This window comes from Clavibacter capsici (assembly GCF_001280205.1).
GTDB lineage: Bacteria > Actinomycetota > Actinomycetes > Actinomycetales > Microbacteriaceae > Clavibacter > Clavibacter capsici.
In genome coordinates this window covers 611,757-630,405 of record NZ_CP012573.1, presented here as the reverse complement: position 1 = coordinate 630,405, position 18,649 = coordinate 611,757, and the positions used below count along the sequence as shown (strand labels likewise).

Below are 18,649 nucleotides of genomic sequence, written 5' to 3'. Positions count from 1 at the left end.
CGGCCCGCGTGACCGGGCCGCGGGCCGGGCCCGGACACCGGCGGGGCCGGCCGCTAGCCTCGATCCATGGGACCCCGCCTCACCGTCGTCCGCGAGGGCGCGCTCGACGTCGCCGCGCACACGTCCATCGCGGCGCTCCTCGCGCTCGCCTTCCCCGACTTCCGCGAGGGGTACGCCGGCGCGCGCAGCTGGGCGGGCGCGCAGCCGGAGCTGCGGATCCTCGTGCACGACGGCGACGAGCTCGTCGCGCACGCGGGGATCCGGCGCATGCACGTGGAGCTGGGCGACGGCGCGGGCGACCCGGCCGACGACCTGCTCGTGGGATCCACCGGCATGGTGGCCGTGCACCCGGAGCGCCAGGGGCAGGGCCTCGGCACGCTCCTCGCCGACGGGATCCGCGGTGCGCTCGCGCGCCTCGCCGTCCCGTTCGGCCTGCTCGAGACGGGCGACGCGACGGCCGGCTACTACACGCGCCACGGCTGGATCCCGCTCCCCGGCCGCACGGGCCACTACAACGGCTTCACGCTCCGCGGCGCCGCCGAGGTGGTGCACCAGGACCACGGCTGGCTGATGCTGCCGGTCACCTCCCCCGCCGACGCGTTCCCCGCGGGCGACCTCCACGTCAACGGGCAGCTGGTGTGACCGTGCCCGACGCGGTGATCCACCGCCTCCGCGCCGAGGACTGGCGCGAGTACCGCGCGCTCCGCCTCGAGATGCTCGAGGACACCCCGCTCGCGTACCTGGAGACGCTCGAGCAGGCGCTCGCCCGGCCGGAGTCTGACTGGCGCGCGCGCACCGCCCGCGCCGAGCAGCCGGGCAGCACCGCCTACGTCGCCGTCGAGCGCGCGACCGGCCGCTGGCTCGGCGCGATGAACGCCTACGTCGCCGCGGACCCCACGCGCGTGATGCTCGTGAGCGTCTACATCACGCCGGACGTCCGAGGCCGCGCCGCCGGCGTCACCGACCTCCTCCTCGACGCCGTGATCGCCTGGGCCCGCGACCGCCCGAACGCGCGGGCCCTCCGCCTCGAGGTCCACGAGGACAACCCGCGCGCCCGCGCCTACTACGAGCGCCGCGGCTTCGCCCTCACGGGCCGGAGCGTCCCGTACGCGCTCGACCGCTCGCAGCGGGATCTGGAGATGGAGCTGCCGCTCGCCTGAGCGGGCTCGCCCCGCACACGACGACGCCCGCCCCCTCACCGAGGGGACGGGCGTCGTGTCGTGCGATCAGCGGATCACCGCCGCGGCTCAGTGGGCCGCGACGGAGACCTCCTCGGCGTCGCGCGTCGGGCCGGGCGTGGCCTCGGCGACGGGCGCGGATCCGGGGAGCGGCGGCAGGCCGGCGGCGACGGCCGCGCCGAGCCAGCCGTCTACGTTCGTCCAGTACTGGATGACGCGGGCGCGGAGCTCCGCCGTGGTGACCTTGCTCACGTGGCCGACGATGTTGCCGACGAGGCGCTCGCGCTGCGCGTCGTCCATCGACTCGTTGACGAGCATGCGGGCCTGGACGAAGTCGTCGTCCTCGGCGTGCAGCGTGGCGGCCGAGCGGACGAGCTCGCCGTCCTGCTCCCACCCGGCGCTCTCCGCGGCGCGGGCCGGGTCGGCGTGCGCGCCGCCGTGCGAGTTGGGCGCGTAGACGGGCGTGCCGGCCGACTCGAAGTGGTAGCGGCCCTGGCCGTCCTTCGAGTAGCTGTGCACGGGCGACTTGGGCGCGTTCACCGGCAGCTGCGCGTGGTTGGTGCCCACGCGGTAGCGGTGCGCGTCGGCGTAGCTGAAGATGCGCGCGAGGAGCATCTTGTCGGGGCTCGCCTGGATCCCGGGCACGAAGTTCGAGGGCGCGAACGCGGCCTGCTCGATCTGCGCGAAGTAGTTCTCCGGGTTGCGGTTCAGGGTCATGGTGCCGACCTCGATGCGCGGGTAGTCCTTCTGCGACCAGACCTTGGTGAGGTCGAACGGGTTGAACCGGTACGACTTCGCCTCCTCGTAGGGCATGATCTGCACCTCGAGCTTCCACTCCGGGTAGTCGCCGCGGTCGATGGCCTCGGTGAGGTCGCGGATGTGGAAGTCGGCGTCCTCGCCGGCGATCTGGTCGGCCTGCTCCTGCTTCAGGATCTCGATGCCCTGCTGCGTCTTGAAGTGGTACTTCACCCAGAAGCGCTCGCCGGCCGCGTTCACCCACTGGTAGGTGTGCGAGCCGAAGCCGTCCATGTGGCGCCACGAGCTCGGGAGGCCGCGGTCGCCCATGAGCCAGGTGACCTGGTGGGCGGTCTCGGGCGAGAGCGTCCAGAAGTCCCACTGCATGTCGTGGTCGCGCAGGTGCGAGCCCGGCAGGCGCTTCTGCGAGCGGATGAAGTCGGGGAACTTGATCCCGTCGCGGATGAAGAAGACGGGGGTGTTGTTGCCGACGAGGTCGTAGTTGCCCTCGTCCGTGTAGAACTTCAGCGCGAAGCCGCGGGGGTCGCGCCACGTGTCGGGGCTGCCCTGCTCGCCGGCGACGGTGCTGAAGCGCGCGAGCATCTCGACCTCGGCGCCGGGCTGGAAGAGGGAGGCGCGGGTGTACGCGCTGACGTCGTTGGTGACGCGGAAGGTGCCGAACGCGCCGCCGCCCTTGGCGTGCACGACGCGCTCCGGGATGCGCTCGCGGTTGAACTGCGCGAGCTTCTCGACGAGGTAGTGGTCGTGCAGCGGGATGGAGCCGTCGGGCCCGACGGACAGCGAGTGCTCGTCGCTGGCGACCGGTGCTCCGGAGTCGGTGGTCGTGTGCTTCTGGTCGGTCATGGTGTTTCTCCTGTCAGCGGTGGAACGGGGAGGTGCTGGCTCGGGTCGTCCGGACGTGGGGTCGGCCGGTGGCGACTGCTAGGTCGCGACGGTGGCACCGGGATCCGCGGTCGCGGTCCGGCAGGCGGGGCACAGGCCCCAGTACGTCACCTCGGCGCTCGCCACGAGGAACCCCGCCGACTCGGACGGCACGAGGCAGGGGGACTCCCCCACGGCGCAGTCCACGTCGACGATCGTCCTGCACGACGTGCAGACGAGGTGATGATGATTGTCGCCCGTCCGCCGCTCGTACCGCGCGGATGATCCCGCGGGTTCGATCCGGCGCACGAGCCCCGCGGCCGCGAGCGCGCCGAGCACGCCGTAGACCGCCTGGATGCTCGTGCCGGGCAGCTCGCCCTTCACCGCGCGGAGCACCTGGTCGGCGTCCGAGTGGGGCTGGGCGTCGACCGCCTCGAGGACGGCCACGCGCGGCCGGGTCACGCGCAGGCCCGCCTCCCGCAGCGCGGCGCGCAGGGCGTCGGCGTCGAGGGGCGGCGCATGGTGGTGCGCGTGGGCGGTGGGCATGGCGGCAGTCAAGCACACCTCCCTTGAGTGATTCAAAACAATGCGTGAACCCGGCGCGTCGCGGACGGGACCGTGCCTAGGCTCGATGAGCGGCCCATCCGGCCGCAGGAGATCGGAGCACCGCATGAAGCACATCCACACCGGCACGGGCCTCGACGTCGGCCGCATCGGCCTCGGCTGCATGGGCATGAGCGCCTTCTACGACGGCGCCGGCCAGGACGAGGCGGAGTCCATCCGCACCCTCCATCGCGCGGTCGACCAGGGCGTCACGCTCTTCGACACCGCCGAGGCGTACGGGCCGTTCACGAACGAGCGCCTCGTGGGATCCGCGCTGAAGGACCGCCGCGACGACGTCGTCATCGCCACCAAGTTCGGCCTGCTGAGGCACGCGCCGGGCAAGGACGCCGAGGACTACGAGCGCGGCATGGACAGCTCGCCCACCAGCATCCGCATCGCCGTCGAGGCGTCGCTGCAGCGCCTCGGGACCGACCGCATCGACGTGCTCTACCAGCACCGCGTCGACCCGTCCGTGCCGATCGAGGAGAGCGTCGGCGCGATGAAGGAGCTCGTCGAGGAGGGCAAGGTCCTGCACCTCGGGCTCTCCGAGGCCGGGCCCGACACCATCCGCCGCGCGCACGCCGTGCATCCCATCTCGGTGCTGCAGAGCGAGTACTCCATCTGGACCCGCGACCCCGAGGGCCCCGTGCTCGAGGTGCTGCGCGAGCTCGGCATCGGGCTCGTCGCGTACTCCCCGCTCGGCCGCGGCTTCCTCACCGGCGCGATCTCGAGCGCCGCCGACCTGTCCGCGACCGACTACCGCTCGTCGTCGCCGCGCTTCGCGGACGAGGCGTTCGCGCAGAACATGCGCATCGTCGACGCGGTGAAGGACGTCGCCGGCGAGCTCGACGCGACGCCCGCCCAGGTCGCGCTCGCGTGGATCCTCGCGCAGGGCGACGACATCGCCGTGATCCCCGGCACCAAGCGCGTGACGCGCCTCGACGAGAACGTGGCCGCGGACGCCGTGACGCTCAGCGCCGACCAGCTCGCGCGCCTCTCGTCGCTGCCCACCCCGGTCGGCGACCGCTACGAGGACATGTCGCCCGTCGGGCGCTGATCCCGACGCGCACGCACGGGCCCGGTCGCCTCGGCGGCCGGGCCCGTCCCGCGTCGTCAGGCCGACGCGCGGATCAGATCGCCTGCTCGAGCCCCCGGCGCCGGTTCGCCAGCACGGGCAGCGTGCCGCGCGCGGCCTCGACGACCGAGGGGTCGATGTCGACGACGAGCAGCTCCTCCTCGCCGCCGAGGCGGTGCAGCACCTCGCCGAGCGGGGAGACGACGGCGCTGCGGCCGATGCCCGTGGGCGCGCCGCTCGCGGGGTCGTGGCCGCGGGATCCGGCCTCGAGCGTCGCGGGGTCGCCCTGGCCGACCGCGACCACGAAGGTCGTGGAGTCGAGCGCGCGGGCCCGGAGCAGGAGGTCCCACTGGTCGGCCTTGCCGGGGCCGGCGCCCCAGCTCGCGCAGACGATGCTGACCGCGGCGCCGCGGTCGGCACCCGCGAGGAAGAGCGCGGGGAAGCGCACGTCGTAGCAGGTGGCGAGCGAGGCGCGGGTGCCGCCGACCTCGATCACGGCGACCTCGTCGCCCGGGTCGACCGCGTCGGACTCGCGGAACCCGAACGCGTCGAAGAGGTGGATCTTGTCGTACGAGGAGGCGCCCGCGGCCTCCTGGCCGGAGGGCCGGGCGACGAGGAGGGTGTTGCGCACGCGGCCGTCGGCGCCGGGCGTGAACATCCCCGCGACGATCGTGACGCCGAGCCGGTCCGCGACCGCCCGCACGCCCGAGGCCCACGGCCCGTCGAGCGGCTCCGCGACCTCCGGCAGCGGGTTCCCGAACGCGCGCTGCGCCGCCTCCGGGAACACCACGAGCTCGGCGCCCTGCCGCGCGGCGTCCTCGGCGAACGCGGCGATCCGTGCGAGGTTCTCCGCGGGATCCGGCGAGCTGATGATCTGTGCGAGCGCGATCTGCATGGTCCTCCTCGTGATGTATACATAGCGTATGCGAGAACGGGCGGGCGATCCAGGGGCACCGACGAGCGCGCAGTCCGGCCGCGCGCGGGCCTACGAGTTCCTGCACGCGCACGTCCTCACCGACCCCGACCAGCAGGGCGCGTTCCTCAACGAGCAGGAGCTGGCGGAGCGCATCGGCGTCTCGCGCACGCCCGTCCGCGAGGCCCTGCTGCTGCTCGCCGCCGACGACCTGGTGGAGATGATCCCCAAGCGCGGCGCCCGGATCCCCGTCATCACCGGCCGCGAGATCGCCGAGCTGATGGAGCTGCGGGGCGTGCTCGAGCGGCACGCCGCCACGAGCGCGGTGGAGCACGACCGCACGCCGCTGGATGCGATGCGCGAGGTGCTCGAGCAGCAGCGCGCGATGGTCGCCAGCCCGCCGCGCGAGAGCGGACGGGAGTTCATCGAGCACGACCGCCGCTTCCACCAGCTGCTCGTCGACGCCGCGGGCAGCGAGCTCATGAGCCGCACCTACGCGAAGCTCCGCGCCCGGCAGATCCTCGTCGGCGTCGAGGCGCTCTACCGCGCCACCGACCGGCAGGACCGGGTCTGCGAGGAGCACGCCGGCATCGTCGACGCGCTCGAGAGGGGCGACGCCGAGGCGGCCCGCGACGCGATCGACCGGCACCTCGCCGTCACGCTCGACGTGCTGCTCCGCGCCTGACGCGGTCCGCCGCCGCACGCGACGACGCCCGGACCCCGAGGGGATCCGGGCGTCGGCCGGTGCGGGCGGGCGTCAGACGCGCGGCGCGGCCACGCCCTCGGCGCCCGTGCGCACGTACTCCTCGTCCTCGGACACGTCCGAGTCGCGGCCCATCGCGAGGCCCACGAGCGTCAGCACGACGGCGGCCGTGAGGTACAGCGCGATGCCGACCCAGCTGCCCGTCTCCTCGTAGATGATCGTGAACATCAGCGGCGCGATGGCCCCGCCGATCACGCCGGCGATCGTGTACGCCAGCGACGCTCCCGTGTAGCGGAGCCGCGGCGAGAACTGCTCGATGATGTACGCCGCCTGCGGCCCGTACATGAAGGAGTGGAAGAAGAGGCCGAGCACGATGCCCACGCCGAGCACGAAGGTCGACGACCCGTCGGTGATCGCGAAGAACACGTACGCCCAGACGGCCGCGCCCACGGCCGCTGCCGCGTACAGCGCCCGGCGGTTGATCCGGTCGCTCACGGCACCCGCGAACGGGATGGTGAACAGCTGCACGGCGGATCCGACGAGCACCGCGACGAGCACCTGGCTGCGGTCGAAGCCGAGCGTGTTCACGCCGTAGGTGAGCGTGAAGACCGTGAAGAGCGCGTAGAGGACGTCGGGTCCGACGCGGGACAGGATCGCCGCGACGAGCGGGCGGCCCTGCGTGCGGAAGATCTCCGAGATGGGCGCGCTCGGCCGGTCGCCGCGCTCCTGCAGCGCGCGGAACACGGGGGTGTCCTCGAGCTTCAGGCGGATCCAGAGGCCGAACGCCACGAGCAGCGCCGAGAGGAGGAAGGCGACGCGCCAGCCCCAGTCGAGGAAGTCGTCCTCGGTGAGCAGCACGGTCAGGAGCGCGAGCGCCCCGTTGGCGAGCAGGTTGCCCGCGGGCGGACCGACCTGCGCGGCGGACGACCAGAACCCGCGCCTCCGCGGATCCCCGAACTCGCTGGAGAGCAGCACCGCGCCGCCCCACTCGCCGCCGACGCCCACGCCCTGCGCGAACCGGAGGAGCACGAGGATGATCGGCGCCGCGAGCCCGATGGTCGCGTAGCCCGGCAGCACGCCGATGAGGAACGTCGCGATGCCGATGAGCAGCAGCGTGAGCACGAGGACGGGCTTCCGGCCGATCTTGTCGCCGAGCCGGCCGAAGACGAACCCGCCGACGGGGCGCGACACGTAGCCGACCGCGTAGGTGGAGAACGCGAGGATCGTCGCCGTGTAGGGGTCCGACGCCGGGAAGAAGACGACGGGGAACACGACGGCGCTGGCCGCGGAGTAGACGGCGAAGTCGTACCACTCGAGCGAGGTGCCGGTGAGGCTCGCGGTGAACGCCTTGACGAGCTCGCGGCGGGTCGGCTTCGCCGTCGCGGCGGGCGCCGCATGCGCTCCGGATGCGGGCGCGGTCGTCGCCGGGGAGGCGGTGGGGTCGTCGGCCATGGGGCTCCTCGGGTGAGGGAGCCGGGCGGCGGATCCGGCGATCGGATCCCGCCCGGCATCCGGTCGGTGTGCTGTATACAGTAGGCATACCGGAGGCCCGGCACCATGGTCGAGGCGTCCGGATCCGCATTTCTTCACACGCTCGAAACACCACCGGAGGACCGATGACCACCCTGCGCTTCCAGCTGCCCGACGGATCCACCACGAGCGTCGAGGTCGTGTCGCTCCTCAACGCCGGCTACGCGGGCCGCGACCAGGCCGAGGTCCAGGCGCACATCGCCGAGCTCGCGGAGCTCGGCGTCCCCGGCCCCGAGGTCACGCCCGCGCTCTACCCGGTCGCGCCCTACCTCGCGTCGCAGGCCGACGCGGTGCCCGCGCAGCACGGCCGCACCTCGGGCGAGGCCGAGTGGGCCCTCGTGATCACCGAGGACGACGTGCTCCTCACGGTCGCGTGCGACCACACCGACCGCGCGCTCGAGGTGCACGGCGTCGCGTGGAGCAAGAACGCCGGACCCGACGTGCTGGGACGCAGGGCCTGGCGCCTCGCCGACGTGCGCGACCGCCTCGACGCGATCCGCCTGCGCGGCTGGGTCGGCGAGGAGGGCGCGGAGGAGCTCATCCAGGACTCCACGCTCGGCGCGCTCCTCACGCCCGACCACTGGCTGGAGGTGCTCGAGCAGCGCGGCCTCCGCGTGCCCGGCACGGTGCTCATCTCGGGCACGGTCGCCATGGTCCCGGGCGTCGACCAGTTCGCGTCGCGCTGGCGCGTGCAGCTCGAGGATCCCGCCACCGGCGAGACCATCGACGCCGCCTACCGCGTGGAGCTGCTGCCCGAGGCGATCGGCTGATCCGCCCGGGAGCCCGGCCGGCGGCGGTCCGCCGTCCGGTACGCTGAGCGCATCCACCCGCCTCCAGGAAGCCGGAGATCCATCGTGCCCACGATCGTCGTCGAAGTGATGCCCAAGGCCGAGCTGCTCGACCCCCAGGGGAAGGCCGTGGCCGGCGCCCTCGCCCGCCTCGGCAAGGACCGCTTCACCGGCGTCCGCATCGGGAAGCGCTTCGAGCTCACCGTCGAGGGCGAGGTGGACGACGCGCTGCTCGCCGACGTCCAGTCGCTCGCCGCCGACATGCTCTCCAACTCCGTCATCGAGGACGTCATCAGCGTCCACGTCGCCGGGCTCGACGGGTTCGGCATCTCCGCCGAGGCCGACATGGCCACCGGCAACGTCACCGACGACCACACGGTCGCCGACGGCGGCACGGCCGACACCGACGTGGCCGCGCACCCGCTCCCCCACGGTTCCGCCGCGGCGGAGCAGCGCTGATGCGCGTCGGGGTCATCACCTTCCCGGGATCCCTCGACGACCGCGACGCCCAGCGCGCCGTCCGCCTCGCGGGCGCCACGCCCGTCGCGCTCTGGCACGGCGACCACGACCTCCAGGGCGTGGACGCGGTCGTGCTCCCCGGCGGCTTCAGCTACGGCGACTACATGCGCGCCGGCGCCATCGCGGCGTTCGCGCCGATCATGCGCGAGGTGGTGGACGCGGCCGGTCGCGGCGTCCCCGTGCTCGGCATCTGCAACGGCTTCCAGATGCTCACCGAGGCGCACCTGCTGCCTGGCGGGCTGATCCGCAACGAGGCAGGGAACTTCGTCTGCCGCGACCAGCGCCTCCGCGTCGAGGCGACCGGCACCGCGTGGACGAGCGCCTTCGCCGAGGGCGAGGAGATCACCATCCCGCTCAAGAACGGCGAGGGCGGCTTCATCGCCGACGCCGACACGCTCGACCGCCTCGAGGGCGAGGGCCGCGTGGCCTTCCGCTACCTCGGCGGCAACCCGAACGGGTCCCTGCGCGACATCGCCGGGATCACCAACGCCCGCGGCAACGTCGTCGGCCTCATGCCCCACCCCGAGCACGCCGTCGAGGAGGGCTTCGGACCGGACACCCCGGCCGCCATGCGCTCCGGTGTCGACGGCCTCCGTCTCTTCACGTCCGTCCTCGAAGGAGTCCTCGCGCAGTGAGCGTCCACCCCGATCCCGCCTCCGTCCCCACCGACCCCGCGGGAGACGGACGCAGCCTCCGCCGCCACGTCGCCGACACCGTCGAGATGGCCGAGCGCACCCCCGAGAAGGAGCAGCCCTACGCGGCGCTCGGGCTCACCGAGGGCGAGTACCTCAGGATCCGCGAGATCCTCGGCCGCCGCCCCACGAGCGGCGAGCTCGCCATGTACTCGGTCATGTGGAGCGAGCACTGCTCCTACAAGTCCTCGAAGAAGTACCTGCGCCAGTTCGGGCAGAAGGTGTCCGAGTCCATGAAGAAGGACCTCATGGTCGGCATGGGCGAGAACGCCGGCGTCGTCGACGTGGGCGAGGGCTGGGCCGTCACCTTCAAGATCGAGAGCCACAACCACCCCTCCTACATCGAGCCGTTCCAGGGCGCGGCCACGGGCGTCGGCGGCATCGTCCGCGACATCATCTCGATGGGCGCCCGCCCGGTCGCCGTGATGGACGCGCTGCGCTTCGGCGACATCGACGACCCGGACACGGCGCGCGTCGTGCACGGCGTGGTGTCCGGCATCAGCTTCTACGGCAACTGCCTCGGCCTGCCGAACATCGGCGGCGAGACCTACTTCGACCGCGTGTACCAGGGCAACCCGCTCGTCAACGCGCTCGCGGTCGGCGTCCTCCGCCACGAGGACCTCCACCTCGCCAACGCGCGCGGCGTGGGCAACAAGGTCGTGCTGTTCGGCGCCCGCACAGGCGGCGACGGCATCGGCGGCGCCTCCATCCTCGCGAGCGACACGTTCGCCGACGGCGGCCCGACCAAGCGCCCCGCGGTGCAGGTGGGCGACCCGTTCGCGGAGAAGGTGCTCATCGAGTGCTGCCTCGAGCTGTTCCGGGAGGACCTCGTCGAGGGGATCCAGGACCTCGGAGCCGCCGGCATCTCCTGCGCCACGAGCGAGCTCGCCAGCAACGGCGACGGCGGCATGCACATCCGGCTGGAGGAGGTGCTGCTGCGCGACCCGTCGCTCACGGCGGAGGAGATCCTCATGTCGGAGAGCCAGGAGCGCATGATGGCGGTCGTCACGCCCGAGAAGCTCGAGGGCTTCCTCGCCGTCGTCCGCAAGTGGGACGTGGAGACGAGCGTGCTCGGCGAGGTCACCGACACCGGCCGCCTCGTCATCGACCACCACGGCGAGCGCATCGTCGACGTCGAGCCGCGCACCGTCGCGGTCGACGGCCCCGTCTACGACCGGCCCGTCTCCTACCCCACGTGGATCGACGCCCTCCAGGCCGACTCCGCGTCGCGCCTGGCGCGCCCCACCGCGCCCGACGAGATCAAGGACCAGTTCCTGCAGCTCCTCGGCAGCCCGAACCTGGCCGACGCGTCGTGGATCACCGACCAGTACGACCGCTACGTCATGGGCAACACGGCCCTGTCGTTCCCCGACGACGCCGGCATGGTCCGGGTCGACGAGGAGAGCGGCCTCGGCTTCTCGGTCGCGACCGACGCGAACGGCCGCTTCTGCCAGCTCGACCCGTACCGCGGCGCGCAGCTCGCCCTCGCGGAGGCGTATCGCAACGTCGCCGCGTCCGGCGCCACGCCCGTCGCCGTGAGCGACTGCCTCAACTTCGGCAGCCCCGAGGACCCCGAGGTCATGTGGCAGTTCAGCCGCACGGTCGAGGGCCTCGCGGACGGCTGCCTGGAGCTCGAGATCCCCGTCACCGGCGGCAACGTGTCCCTCTACAACCAGACGGGCACGCAGGCCATCCATCCCACGCCCGTCGTGGGCGTGCTCGGCGTGATCGACGACGTCGCGCGCCGCATCCCGTCCGGCTGGCAGGACGAGGGCGACAACATCTACCTGCTCGGCGTCACGCGCGAGGAGCTCGACGGATCCGCCTGGGCCGGCACCGTGCACGACCACCTCGGCGGCGTCCCGCCCGTGGTCGACCTCGGCGCGGAGAGGGAGCTCGCCTCCCTCATCGCCGCGGGCGCCACGCAGTCGCTCATCGCGAGCGCGCACGACCTCTCGGACGGCGGCCTCGGCCAGGCGCTCGCGGAGTCCGTGATGCGATTCGGAGTCGGCGCGCGCGTCTGGCTCGACGGCATCGTCCAGCGCGACGGCGTCGACGCGGCCACCGCCCTGTTCTCGGAGTCCACCGGCCGGATGGTCGTCACGGTCCCCCGCGAGGACGACGTCAAGTTCCAGGGCCTCTGCGAGGGCCGTGGCTACCCCGTGCTCCGCATCGGGGTGACGGACGCGCAGGCGCCCGGCCTCGAGCTGCAGGGCCTGTTCACCCTGTCGGTCGAGGAGCTGCGCGGGATCCACCGCGCCACGCTCCCCGCCCGCTTCGGCACCGCCGTGGAGGCATGAGCATGACCGATCCCGCGTCGACGCCCGTCTGGTCGCCGTCCCTCGCCGAGCTCACCGAGCGCGTGCCGCTGCCCGCGGGCGCCGACATCCAGATGGGTCCCGTGCTGTACGAGCACGAGGGCACCGAGCTCGAGGGGCTCCTCGCGCGCGACGCGTCGCAGGGCGGCCGCCGCCCGGCGGTGCTCGTGATCCACGACTGGTTCGGCGTCGGCGGGCACGTGGCCGCCCGGATCCAGATGCTCGCGCGCCTCGGCTACGTCGCCTTCGCGGCCGACGTGTACGGCCGCGACGTGCGCCCCGGCCCCGAGGAGGCCGGCCAGGTCGCCGGCTCCTTCTACGCCGACCTCCCGCTGATGCGCGCCCGCGTGCAGGCGGGCATCGACCGCCTGGCCGCGGAGCCCGACGTGGACCCGTCGCGCATCGCCGTCATGGGCTACTGCTTCGGCGGCAGCGCCTCGCTCGAGGTCGCCCGCGCGGGCGCCGAGATCAAGGCCGCCATCTCCCTGCACGGCAGCCTCGTGGTGCACGAGCCGGCCGACGTGGCCGACGTGAAGGCCGCGATCCTCGTCCTCACCGGCGCGGACGACCCGATGGTCCCCGACGAGAAGGTGGCCGCATTCCAGGACGAGATGCGCACGCGTCCCGCGATCGACTGGCAGGTCGTCACGTACAGCGGCGCCATGCACGCGTTCTCCGTGCCGGGCGTCGACTCGCCCGACCACGGCGCCCAGTACCAGGACCGCGCCGAGCGCCGCTCGTGGCGCGCGCTCACGGACTTCCTCGCGGAGCACCTCGGCTGACGCCCCACCGCACGGATCCGCGCGCCGCCGGCACACGCCGGCGGCGCGCGCGTCTGTCCGCGGGCCATGCGCCGGCTGGCGGATCCCTCCGCGCCGGGCCGACACGCCGCCCCCGGGTTGCCATCCCCGCACCCCTCGCGTAGACCTGTGCGTGCAGTTCACGCATCCGCCATGCGCCGTTGGTCCCCGCAGGGGTCCCGTCGCGCAGGCTGATCATGCGAGACACGTGCGACCCGAGGAGATCTCCATGATGGCGAGCGGCGGATTCAGCCGACGCGACCTGTTCGACGGCGCCGGATCATCGGATCCGGGCGTCGGGCGCCCCACCCGCGGTTCCGGCACGGCGCTCCTCGAGCGACCGCGCGCGGACGAGACGACCACCACGACCGACGGGCCCGACGGCACCGCGGAGGCCGACCCCCCTCCGTCTCGTCCGGCGGCAGCGGCCCCCGTCGCTCCCGCCCCGCCCCAGGAGGCGACCATCGGCTCGGCCGAGGGCGACCTCGTGCACGTGATGACCTGCAACATCCGCCTCGCCCGCCCCACCACCGAGCCCGGCGACCCCGACCACTGGGCCGACCGCGAGCCCGTGCTCGCCCGCTTCCTCCAGCTGGAGCAGCCGACCGTCCTCGGCGTGCAGGAGGCCCTCTCGGCCCAGCTGCCCGCCATCGCCCGGGCCCTCCCCCACCACCGCATGCTCGGCTACGGCCGCGACGGCGGATCCGGCGGCGAGTACAGCGCGATCTTCTACGACGAGCGCCGACTCGACGTCGTCGCCTGGGACCAGTTCTGGCTGTCCGACCTGCCGGAGCTCATCGGATCCCGCTCGTGGGGCTGCAGCACCACGCGCATCGCGACGTGGGCGCGCTTCCGCGACCGCCGCAGCGGCGCCGAGTTCGTGCACCTCAACACGCACCTCGACCATGAGTCCGAGCTCGCGCGCGTGAAGAGCGCCGACCTCATCACCGAGCGACTGCAGGCGGTCGCGTCCGGCGCGCCGGTCGTCGTCACGGGCGACTTCAACGCGCCGGCCGAGGAGTCGGCGGCGTACGACATCCTCACGCGCGACGCGGGCCTCGCCGACACCTGGACCACGGCCGCGCACCACGCGACCCCCGGCATCGGCACCTTCACCGCGTACGGCGACCCGGTGCCCGAGGGCGAGCGCATCGACTGGATCCTCGCAGGCAGCGGCGTCGAGGTGGTCGACTCGGCCATCAACCCCTACACCTTCGAGGGCCGCTCCCCCTCGGATCACGCCGCCGTGCAGGCGCTCGTGCGCCTCGCCCGCACCGCCTGATCCGCACGTCCCCGGGCCCCGCCGCGTGATGCACGCAGCGGGGCCGCCGTACGTGGCCGACGCCCGGCGCACCACGCCGCCCACGGGCCCGACGGAAACCGCATGCCACAATGGTTTCCGAGCGGCCCCGTGATCGCAGCGGCTGACGGGGTCACCGGCTCGCCGCTGCCGCGGACCCCACCACGATCGGATGTCACACCTATGCCCGCACGTCGCATGGCCCGGGGCGCCGTCAGCGCCCTCGCCGCCGTCCTCCTGCTCGCCGGGTGCACCAGCGCGCCGCAGCCCTCCCCCACCGCGACCGACGGCGAGCCCACCCCCGGCGCATCCGCCACGACGGCGCCCGAGGACATGGTGCGGATCGTCGTCATGGGCGACTCGAACACCAACGGCTTCGTCGGCACGCTGCCCCAGGGCATCGACCAGGGCATGGCGTACGTCGACTACGTCGTGGGCGACCCGCTGACCTTCGCGGGCGGCTGGGGCACCGACGGCGCGACGAGCACCGTCATGGCGGCCAACACGCCCGCCGTCGAGGACGTCGACGTCGCGCTCATCATGATCGGCACCAACAACCGCATCGCCGGCGTGCCGGAGACGCAGCTCGACGCGGACATCCTGCAGACGGTCGAGAAGCTCGCGCCGAAGGAGACGGTGATCCTCGGGATCCCGCCGCAGAACGCCGAGCCCGAGACGCCGCCCGCGGTCAACGCGCACCTCGAGCAGTTCGCCGACGCGCAGGGCTTCCACTTCTTCAACCCGTGGAAGAACCTCACGAACAAGGACATGAAGTGGCGGACCGAGTTCTTCCGCGACGGGATCCACACGAACATGACGGGCTACAAGCTGATGGGCGCGGAGGTGCGCAAGTACATCCGCACCGAGGTCCTCGCCGACGGCGCCCAGAAGTAGGGGCATCGCCCCGCCCTGCCGCCGGCGACCCGGCGGATAGGGTCGAACAGGTGCCTCCGACGCGTCGCGCCCGCACCAGAGGAGAGCCCGCGTGACCAGCACCGTGACAGTGAAGAGCGAGACCGGGCGGAAGATCGAGTTCCTCGAGGCCGTCCGCGGCGTCGCGTCGTTCATCGTGGTCCTCCAGCACCTCATCGCCGCGGAGTACCCGGCGTTCGAGGACTTCAGCCGCCAGTGGGTGGACGCGGGCCGCGTCGGCGTCGTCGCCTTCTTCCTCGTCAGCGGCTACGTGATCCCCCTGAGCCTCCAGCGCCAGGACACCCGCACCTTCCTCGTGCGCCGCGTCTACCGCCTCTTCCCCCTCTACTGGCTCGTGCTCGGCCTCATGATGCTGTGGGTCGCGACCACGGGAGAGGGCGAGCTCGGCGGGCCGCTCACGATCATGGCCAACGTGCTCATGGTGCAGGGCGCCGTCGGCATCTACACGATCGTCCCCACGGCCTGGACCCTCGGCATCGAGCTGATCTTCTACGGCCAGTCCCTCGTCGCCAAGCTCATCGGCCGCCTCGACCGCAGCGTCGTGATGGGCTACGTCTGGCTCGCGGGCTTCGTCGCCGCGGCGATCGCCGGCCGGGTGCTCGAGCGCGAGCTGCCGTGGACGCTGCCGCTGCTGCTCTACACGGCGTCGCTCGGGCACGCGATCCACCTGCGCGACCGCGACGGATCCACCGCCTGGCGGGGCCTCCTCGTCGCGGGCGTCGTGGGCGTGCCGCTGTTCACGTACCTCAACGGCGGGCAGGACGCCACGTGGCCGCCCTTCGACTACGCCGTGTCGTTCCTGCTCGGCCTCGGCCTGTTCTTCGCGTTCTACGCCACGCGGCAGGCCGCGCACTCGCGTGTGCTGATCTGGCTCGGCGCGATCTCCTACGCCGCGTACCTCCTCCACCCGCTCGCCTACCGGGTGATGCGCGCCGTCGACGTGCCGGAGGGCATCGTGCGCGTGGTCGCGGCCATCGCCGTGACGCTCGTCGTCTCCTGGCTCGTGCACCGGTTCGTGGAGGTGCCGTTCATCGGCGTCGCCCGGCGCCTGACGAGCCGCTCCGCGGGCGCGAAGGCGCGGCGGCACTAGCCGTCGCGGGTCGCGCCCGCCGGCTCGCCCGGGCGGGCCGCCCTGCTGGACGCCGCGCATCGCGCCCGCCTGGGCTGCCAGGGCGGGCCGCCCTGCTGCCGGATGCACGGGCGGGCGCGTCACGCGGTTGCCGGCCCGCCACTCGCCGGTCCGCCGCGTACGGGCGCGCGCCGACGGGCTCCGGCGCGGCCGCCCGTGGCGTGCCGCCCGCTCCCCGACGAGGCACGCGCCGCGGACGACGACGGGCGCCCCTCCGGCTGGAGGAGCGCCCGTCGTGGCGTGCGGTGGTGCGGGTCAGCCGGCCGCGGGGGCGATGAGGCCCAGCGGGGCGAGCACGTCCGAGATGATCGGCGCGAGGTCCTGCGACTGGCGGGCCGTGAGGTGCGACGTGTCGCCGCGCACGGGGATCCCGTTCACGAACGCCGGGCAGTTGCCCTGGCTGCAGAACCAGCCCTGCGTGTTGATGAACTGGACCGGGGCGCCGACCTCCTCGGCTGCCGCGGCCATGGTGCGCGCGTGGCTGATGAACGACGGCGACACCTCCGCGCGGCAGTCGTTCGGCGAGCTCGTCGGCGTCTTGCACTCGACCAGCGCGGTCGCCGCCGGCGGGCGCGACAGGACGATGACGTTCGACGACGCCGTCTTCAGGCTGTTCATGGTGGTGAGCGCGCCGTCCTGCCACTCGCGGTCGGCCGCGCCGCCCACGGCCTTGCTCGACAGGTAGGAGTTGTCGACGGCCTCGCTCATGAGGATCAGCGCGGGCTTGGTCGCGTTCATCTCGCCGAGCGCCCAGTCGCGGAAGGCGGTGCACTCCGTGTACTCGGATCCGTCGGTGTCGATGCTCGTGACGGTGGAGGCGGGGCAGCGGGCCATGGTCAGCACGCGCACCTTCCAGTCCTCGCCGAGGCTGGCGCGCAGCATGGGCGCGTAGCTGATCGCGAGCGAGTCGCCGAAGATGACCGCGGTCTTGTCGGCGCCCGCGCCCTGGTTCCCGTAGGAGCAGTGCTCGGTGTTCTTGATCGCGTCCTTCTCCTTGGCGAGGTCGGCGCCGAGGCAGCCGTCCTTCGCCCACTCGGGCGCGATGACGTCGCGGCCGAAGTCGCCGAACGACTCGACGGCGGGATCCAGCGCCGGCCACTCGGTCGCGGCGAGGGCGGCGGTGACCTGCTCGCTGCGGACCTGGAGCGCCTGCCCGGTGGACTCGGTGCCGCCGGGAGGGCCCGCGGTCGGCGAGGTGGCCAGCTGGCTGCCGCCGGTCGGCTCGTCGCGGACGACGGCCACCGCGACGACGCCCACCACGGCGACCGCGACGACGGACAGCGCCGCGACGGTCATCCTGAGCTGCACGGCCGAGGACCGGCGTCCGGCCTTCTTCGGGTCGAGCCAGCTGGAGCGGCGGATCGGGTCCTCGACGAGGTGGAACGACGCGACGGCGAGCACGAGCGTCGCACCGATCGCGGCCGCGTAGTAGACGGTGCGGTCGCGGATGACGGAGTCGAGCAGGATGATCACCGGGAAGTGCCAGAGGTACAGCGAGAACGACAGGCGCCCGATGTAGGTGGTGACCGGGTTCGTGATCGGCGCCATGGCCTTCGACACCCCGCCGATGCCCGACGCGATGACGAGCGCGGTCGACACGACCGGCAGCAGGGCGGACGGCACCGGGAACGCGAGGTCGCCCGCGATGACGAAGAACGAGACCACGATGCCCGCGAGGCCGACGTAGCCGAGCACCGGGCGGATCGAGGCGGGCAGCGTGGCGATGCGCGCCGCGAAGATCGCGAGGAGCGCGCCGATGCCGAGCTCCCAGGCGCGGGAGAAGGTGGAGAAGTACGCCACCGTCGGGCGGGCCGACGTCTCGTAGAAGCCCCAGACGAGCGACGCGACGATGAGGACGCCGACCGTGATGCCGATCGCGCGCGTGAAGAGGCGGGCGCGCTTGACGCGGTTCTTCGGGGTGCGCCGGCGGGCGAACGTGATGACCAGGAAGATCAGCACGGGCCAGACGAGGTAGAACTGCTCCTCGACCGAGAGCGACCAGTAGTGGCGGAAGGGCGAGATGGGGCCGTCGGACGCGAAGTAGTCGGTGCCGGCGCTGGCGAAGTGCCAGTTGGAGACGAAGAGGGCGGACCAGACGGCGTCCCAGAGGCTGGCCTGCGCGCGGATCACGTTGAAGACGAGGAACGAGACGGCCGTGGTGACCACGAGCACCAGCAGCGCGGCCGGCATGATGCGGCGGACGCGGCGCTTGTAGAAGTCGAGGAACGAGATCGTCTTCGTGCGCTCGTACTCCTTCAGCAGGAGTCCCGTGATGAGGAAGCCGCTGATGACGAAGAAGACGTCGACCCCGACGAAGCCGCCCGAGGGCCAGTCGAAGAGGTGGTCGACGATGACGGCGACGACCGCGAGCGCGCGCAGGCCCTCGACATCGGGACGGAAGCCGCGGTTCACCGAGACCGGCGAATCCCCCTCGGGTGGTGGGTTCTTGTCGCTCGGTGCTGAGCGGAGCTCCGACGGATCCGGGAGCGCGGGAGTACCCCGGCGAAATGTCTGCGAGCTCATGGCCCAGGTCCCTACTCACTCGTGTACC

Annotated in this window: 16 protein-coding genes and 1 pseudogene; 12 read left to right on the top strand and 5 right to left on the bottom strand. The window is 72.9% G+C overall.

Annotated features, from left to right (window positions below; all coding sequences use genetic code 11):
• Window positions 1-66 precede the first annotated feature (66 nt).
• Together AES38_RS03165 and AES38_RS03160 are read left to right on the top strand one after the other, a co-directional pair.
• Entirely contained in the window at window positions 67-642 is a 576-nt protein-coding gene (locus AES38_RS03165; RefSeq protein ID WP_053773750.1) for a GNAT family N-acetyltransferase, read from the top strand.
• A 14-nt stretch (window positions 643-656) separates the two neighbouring features.
• A complete protein-coding gene (locus AES38_RS03160) occupies window positions 657-1,160 on the top strand; it encodes a GNAT family N-acetyltransferase (protein WP_053775639.1) in 504 nt (167 codons plus the stop codon).
• 87 nt (window positions 1,161-1,247) lie between these two features.
• Here AES38_RS03160 and AES38_RS03155 read toward each other — a convergent pair whose 3' ends face one another.
• Window positions 1,248-2,777, bottom strand: coding sequence for a catalase (locus AES38_RS03155; RefSeq protein WP_053773749.1), 1,530 nt, complete (start codon window positions 2,775-2,777; stop codon window positions 1,248-1,250).
• Between the two features lie 78 nt (window positions 2,778-2,855).
• Complete coding sequence (locus AES38_RS03150) at window positions 2,856-3,341, bottom strand: Fur family transcriptional regulator (RefSeq protein WP_053773748.1); 486 nt, start codon at window positions 3,339-3,341, stop codon at window positions 2,856-2,858.
• 124 nt (window positions 3,342-3,465) lie between these two features.
• Between AES38_RS03150 and AES38_RS03145 the strand changes: the two genes are divergently transcribed.
• On the top strand, window positions 3,466-4,455 hold the full coding sequence (locus AES38_RS03145) for an aldo/keto reductase (protein ID WP_053773747.1): 990 nt from the start codon (window positions 3,466-3,468) through the stop codon (window positions 4,453-4,455).
• A gap of 73 nt (window positions 4,456-4,528) precedes the next feature.
• On the opposite strand, the gene AES38_RS03140 is transcribed toward AES38_RS03145, so the two are convergent.
• On the bottom strand, window positions 4,529-5,368 hold the full coding sequence (locus AES38_RS03140) for a carbon-nitrogen hydrolase family protein (protein WP_053773746.1): 840 nt from the start codon (window positions 5,366-5,368) through the stop codon (window positions 4,529-4,531).
• A 28-nt stretch (window positions 5,369-5,396) separates the two neighbouring features.
• Between AES38_RS03140 and AES38_RS03135 the strand changes: the two genes are divergently transcribed.
• Entirely contained in the window at window positions 5,397-6,071 is a 675-nt protein-coding gene (locus tag AES38_RS03135; protein WP_053773745.1) for a GntR family transcriptional regulator, read from the top strand.
• A gap of 72 nt (window positions 6,072-6,143) precedes the next feature.
• Here the strand turns inward: AES38_RS03135 and AES38_RS03130 are convergent, their stop codons facing one another.
• On the bottom strand, window positions 6,144-7,541 hold the full coding sequence (locus AES38_RS03130; protein ID WP_053773744.1) for an MFS transporter: 1,398 nt from the start codon (window positions 7,539-7,541) through the stop codon (window positions 6,144-6,146).
• Between the two features lie 164 nt (window positions 7,542-7,705).
• Here AES38_RS03130 and AES38_RS03125 point away from each other — a divergent pair, with 164 nt between their 5' ends.
• From AES38_RS03125 to AES38_RS03090, 8 genes and pseudogenes are all read left to right on the top strand, one after another.
• A complete protein-coding gene (locus tag AES38_RS03125; protein ID WP_043674126.1) occupies window positions 7,706-8,389 on the top strand; it encodes a DUF2848 domain-containing protein in 684 nt (227 codons plus the stop codon).
• A gap of 84 nt (window positions 8,390-8,473) precedes the next feature.
• Window positions 8,474-8,713, top strand: a pseudogene (purS, locus tag AES38_RS16455) (phosphoribosylformylglycinamidine synthase subunit PurS); the annotation flags it as partial.
• Window positions 8,714-8,865: 152 nt separating this feature from the next.
• Window positions 8,866-9,561 (top strand): phosphoribosylformylglycinamidine synthase subunit PurQ, encoded by a 696-nt coding sequence (gene purQ / locus AES38_RS03115; protein WP_053773742.1) that lies wholly within the window; start codon window positions 8,866-8,868, stop codon window positions 9,559-9,561.
• Window positions 9,558-11,918 carry a phosphoribosylformylglycinamidine synthase subunit PurL gene (gene purL, locus AES38_RS03110; protein WP_053773741.1) on the top strand — a complete coding sequence of 787 codons (2,361 nt, stop codon included), beginning with the start codon at window positions 9,558-9,560 and terminating at the stop codon, window positions 11,916-11,918. Before purQ ends, purL begins: the two co-directional genes overlap by 4 nt.
• A gap of 2 nt (window positions 11,919-11,920) precedes the next feature.
• Window positions 11,921-12,718, top strand: coding sequence for a dienelactone hydrolase family protein (locus AES38_RS03105; protein ID WP_244629221.1), 798 nt, complete (start codon window positions 11,921-11,923; stop codon window positions 12,716-12,718).
• Between the two features lie 247 nt (window positions 12,719-12,965).
• A complete protein-coding gene (locus AES38_RS03100) occupies window positions 12,966-14,018 on the top strand; it encodes an endonuclease/exonuclease/phosphatase family protein (protein ID WP_053773739.1) in 1,053 nt (350 codons plus the stop codon).
• 201 nt (window positions 14,019-14,219) lie between these two features.
• Window positions 14,220-14,930 (top strand): SGNH/GDSL hydrolase family protein, encoded by a 711-nt coding sequence (locus AES38_RS03095; protein WP_053773738.1) that lies wholly within the window; start codon window positions 14,220-14,222, stop codon window positions 14,928-14,930.
• A gap of 91 nt (window positions 14,931-15,021) precedes the next feature.
• Entirely contained in the window at window positions 15,022-16,059 is a 1,038-nt protein-coding gene (locus tag AES38_RS03090; protein WP_053773737.1) for an acyltransferase family protein, read from the top strand.
• A 294-nt stretch (window positions 16,060-16,353) separates the two neighbouring features.
• Here the strand turns inward: AES38_RS03090 and AES38_RS03085 are convergent, their stop codons facing one another.
• Window positions 16,354-18,510, bottom strand: coding sequence for an acyltransferase family protein (locus AES38_RS03085; protein ID WP_244629220.1), 2,157 nt, complete (start codon window positions 18,508-18,510; stop codon window positions 16,354-16,356).
• Window positions 18,511-18,649 lie beyond the last annotated feature (139 nt).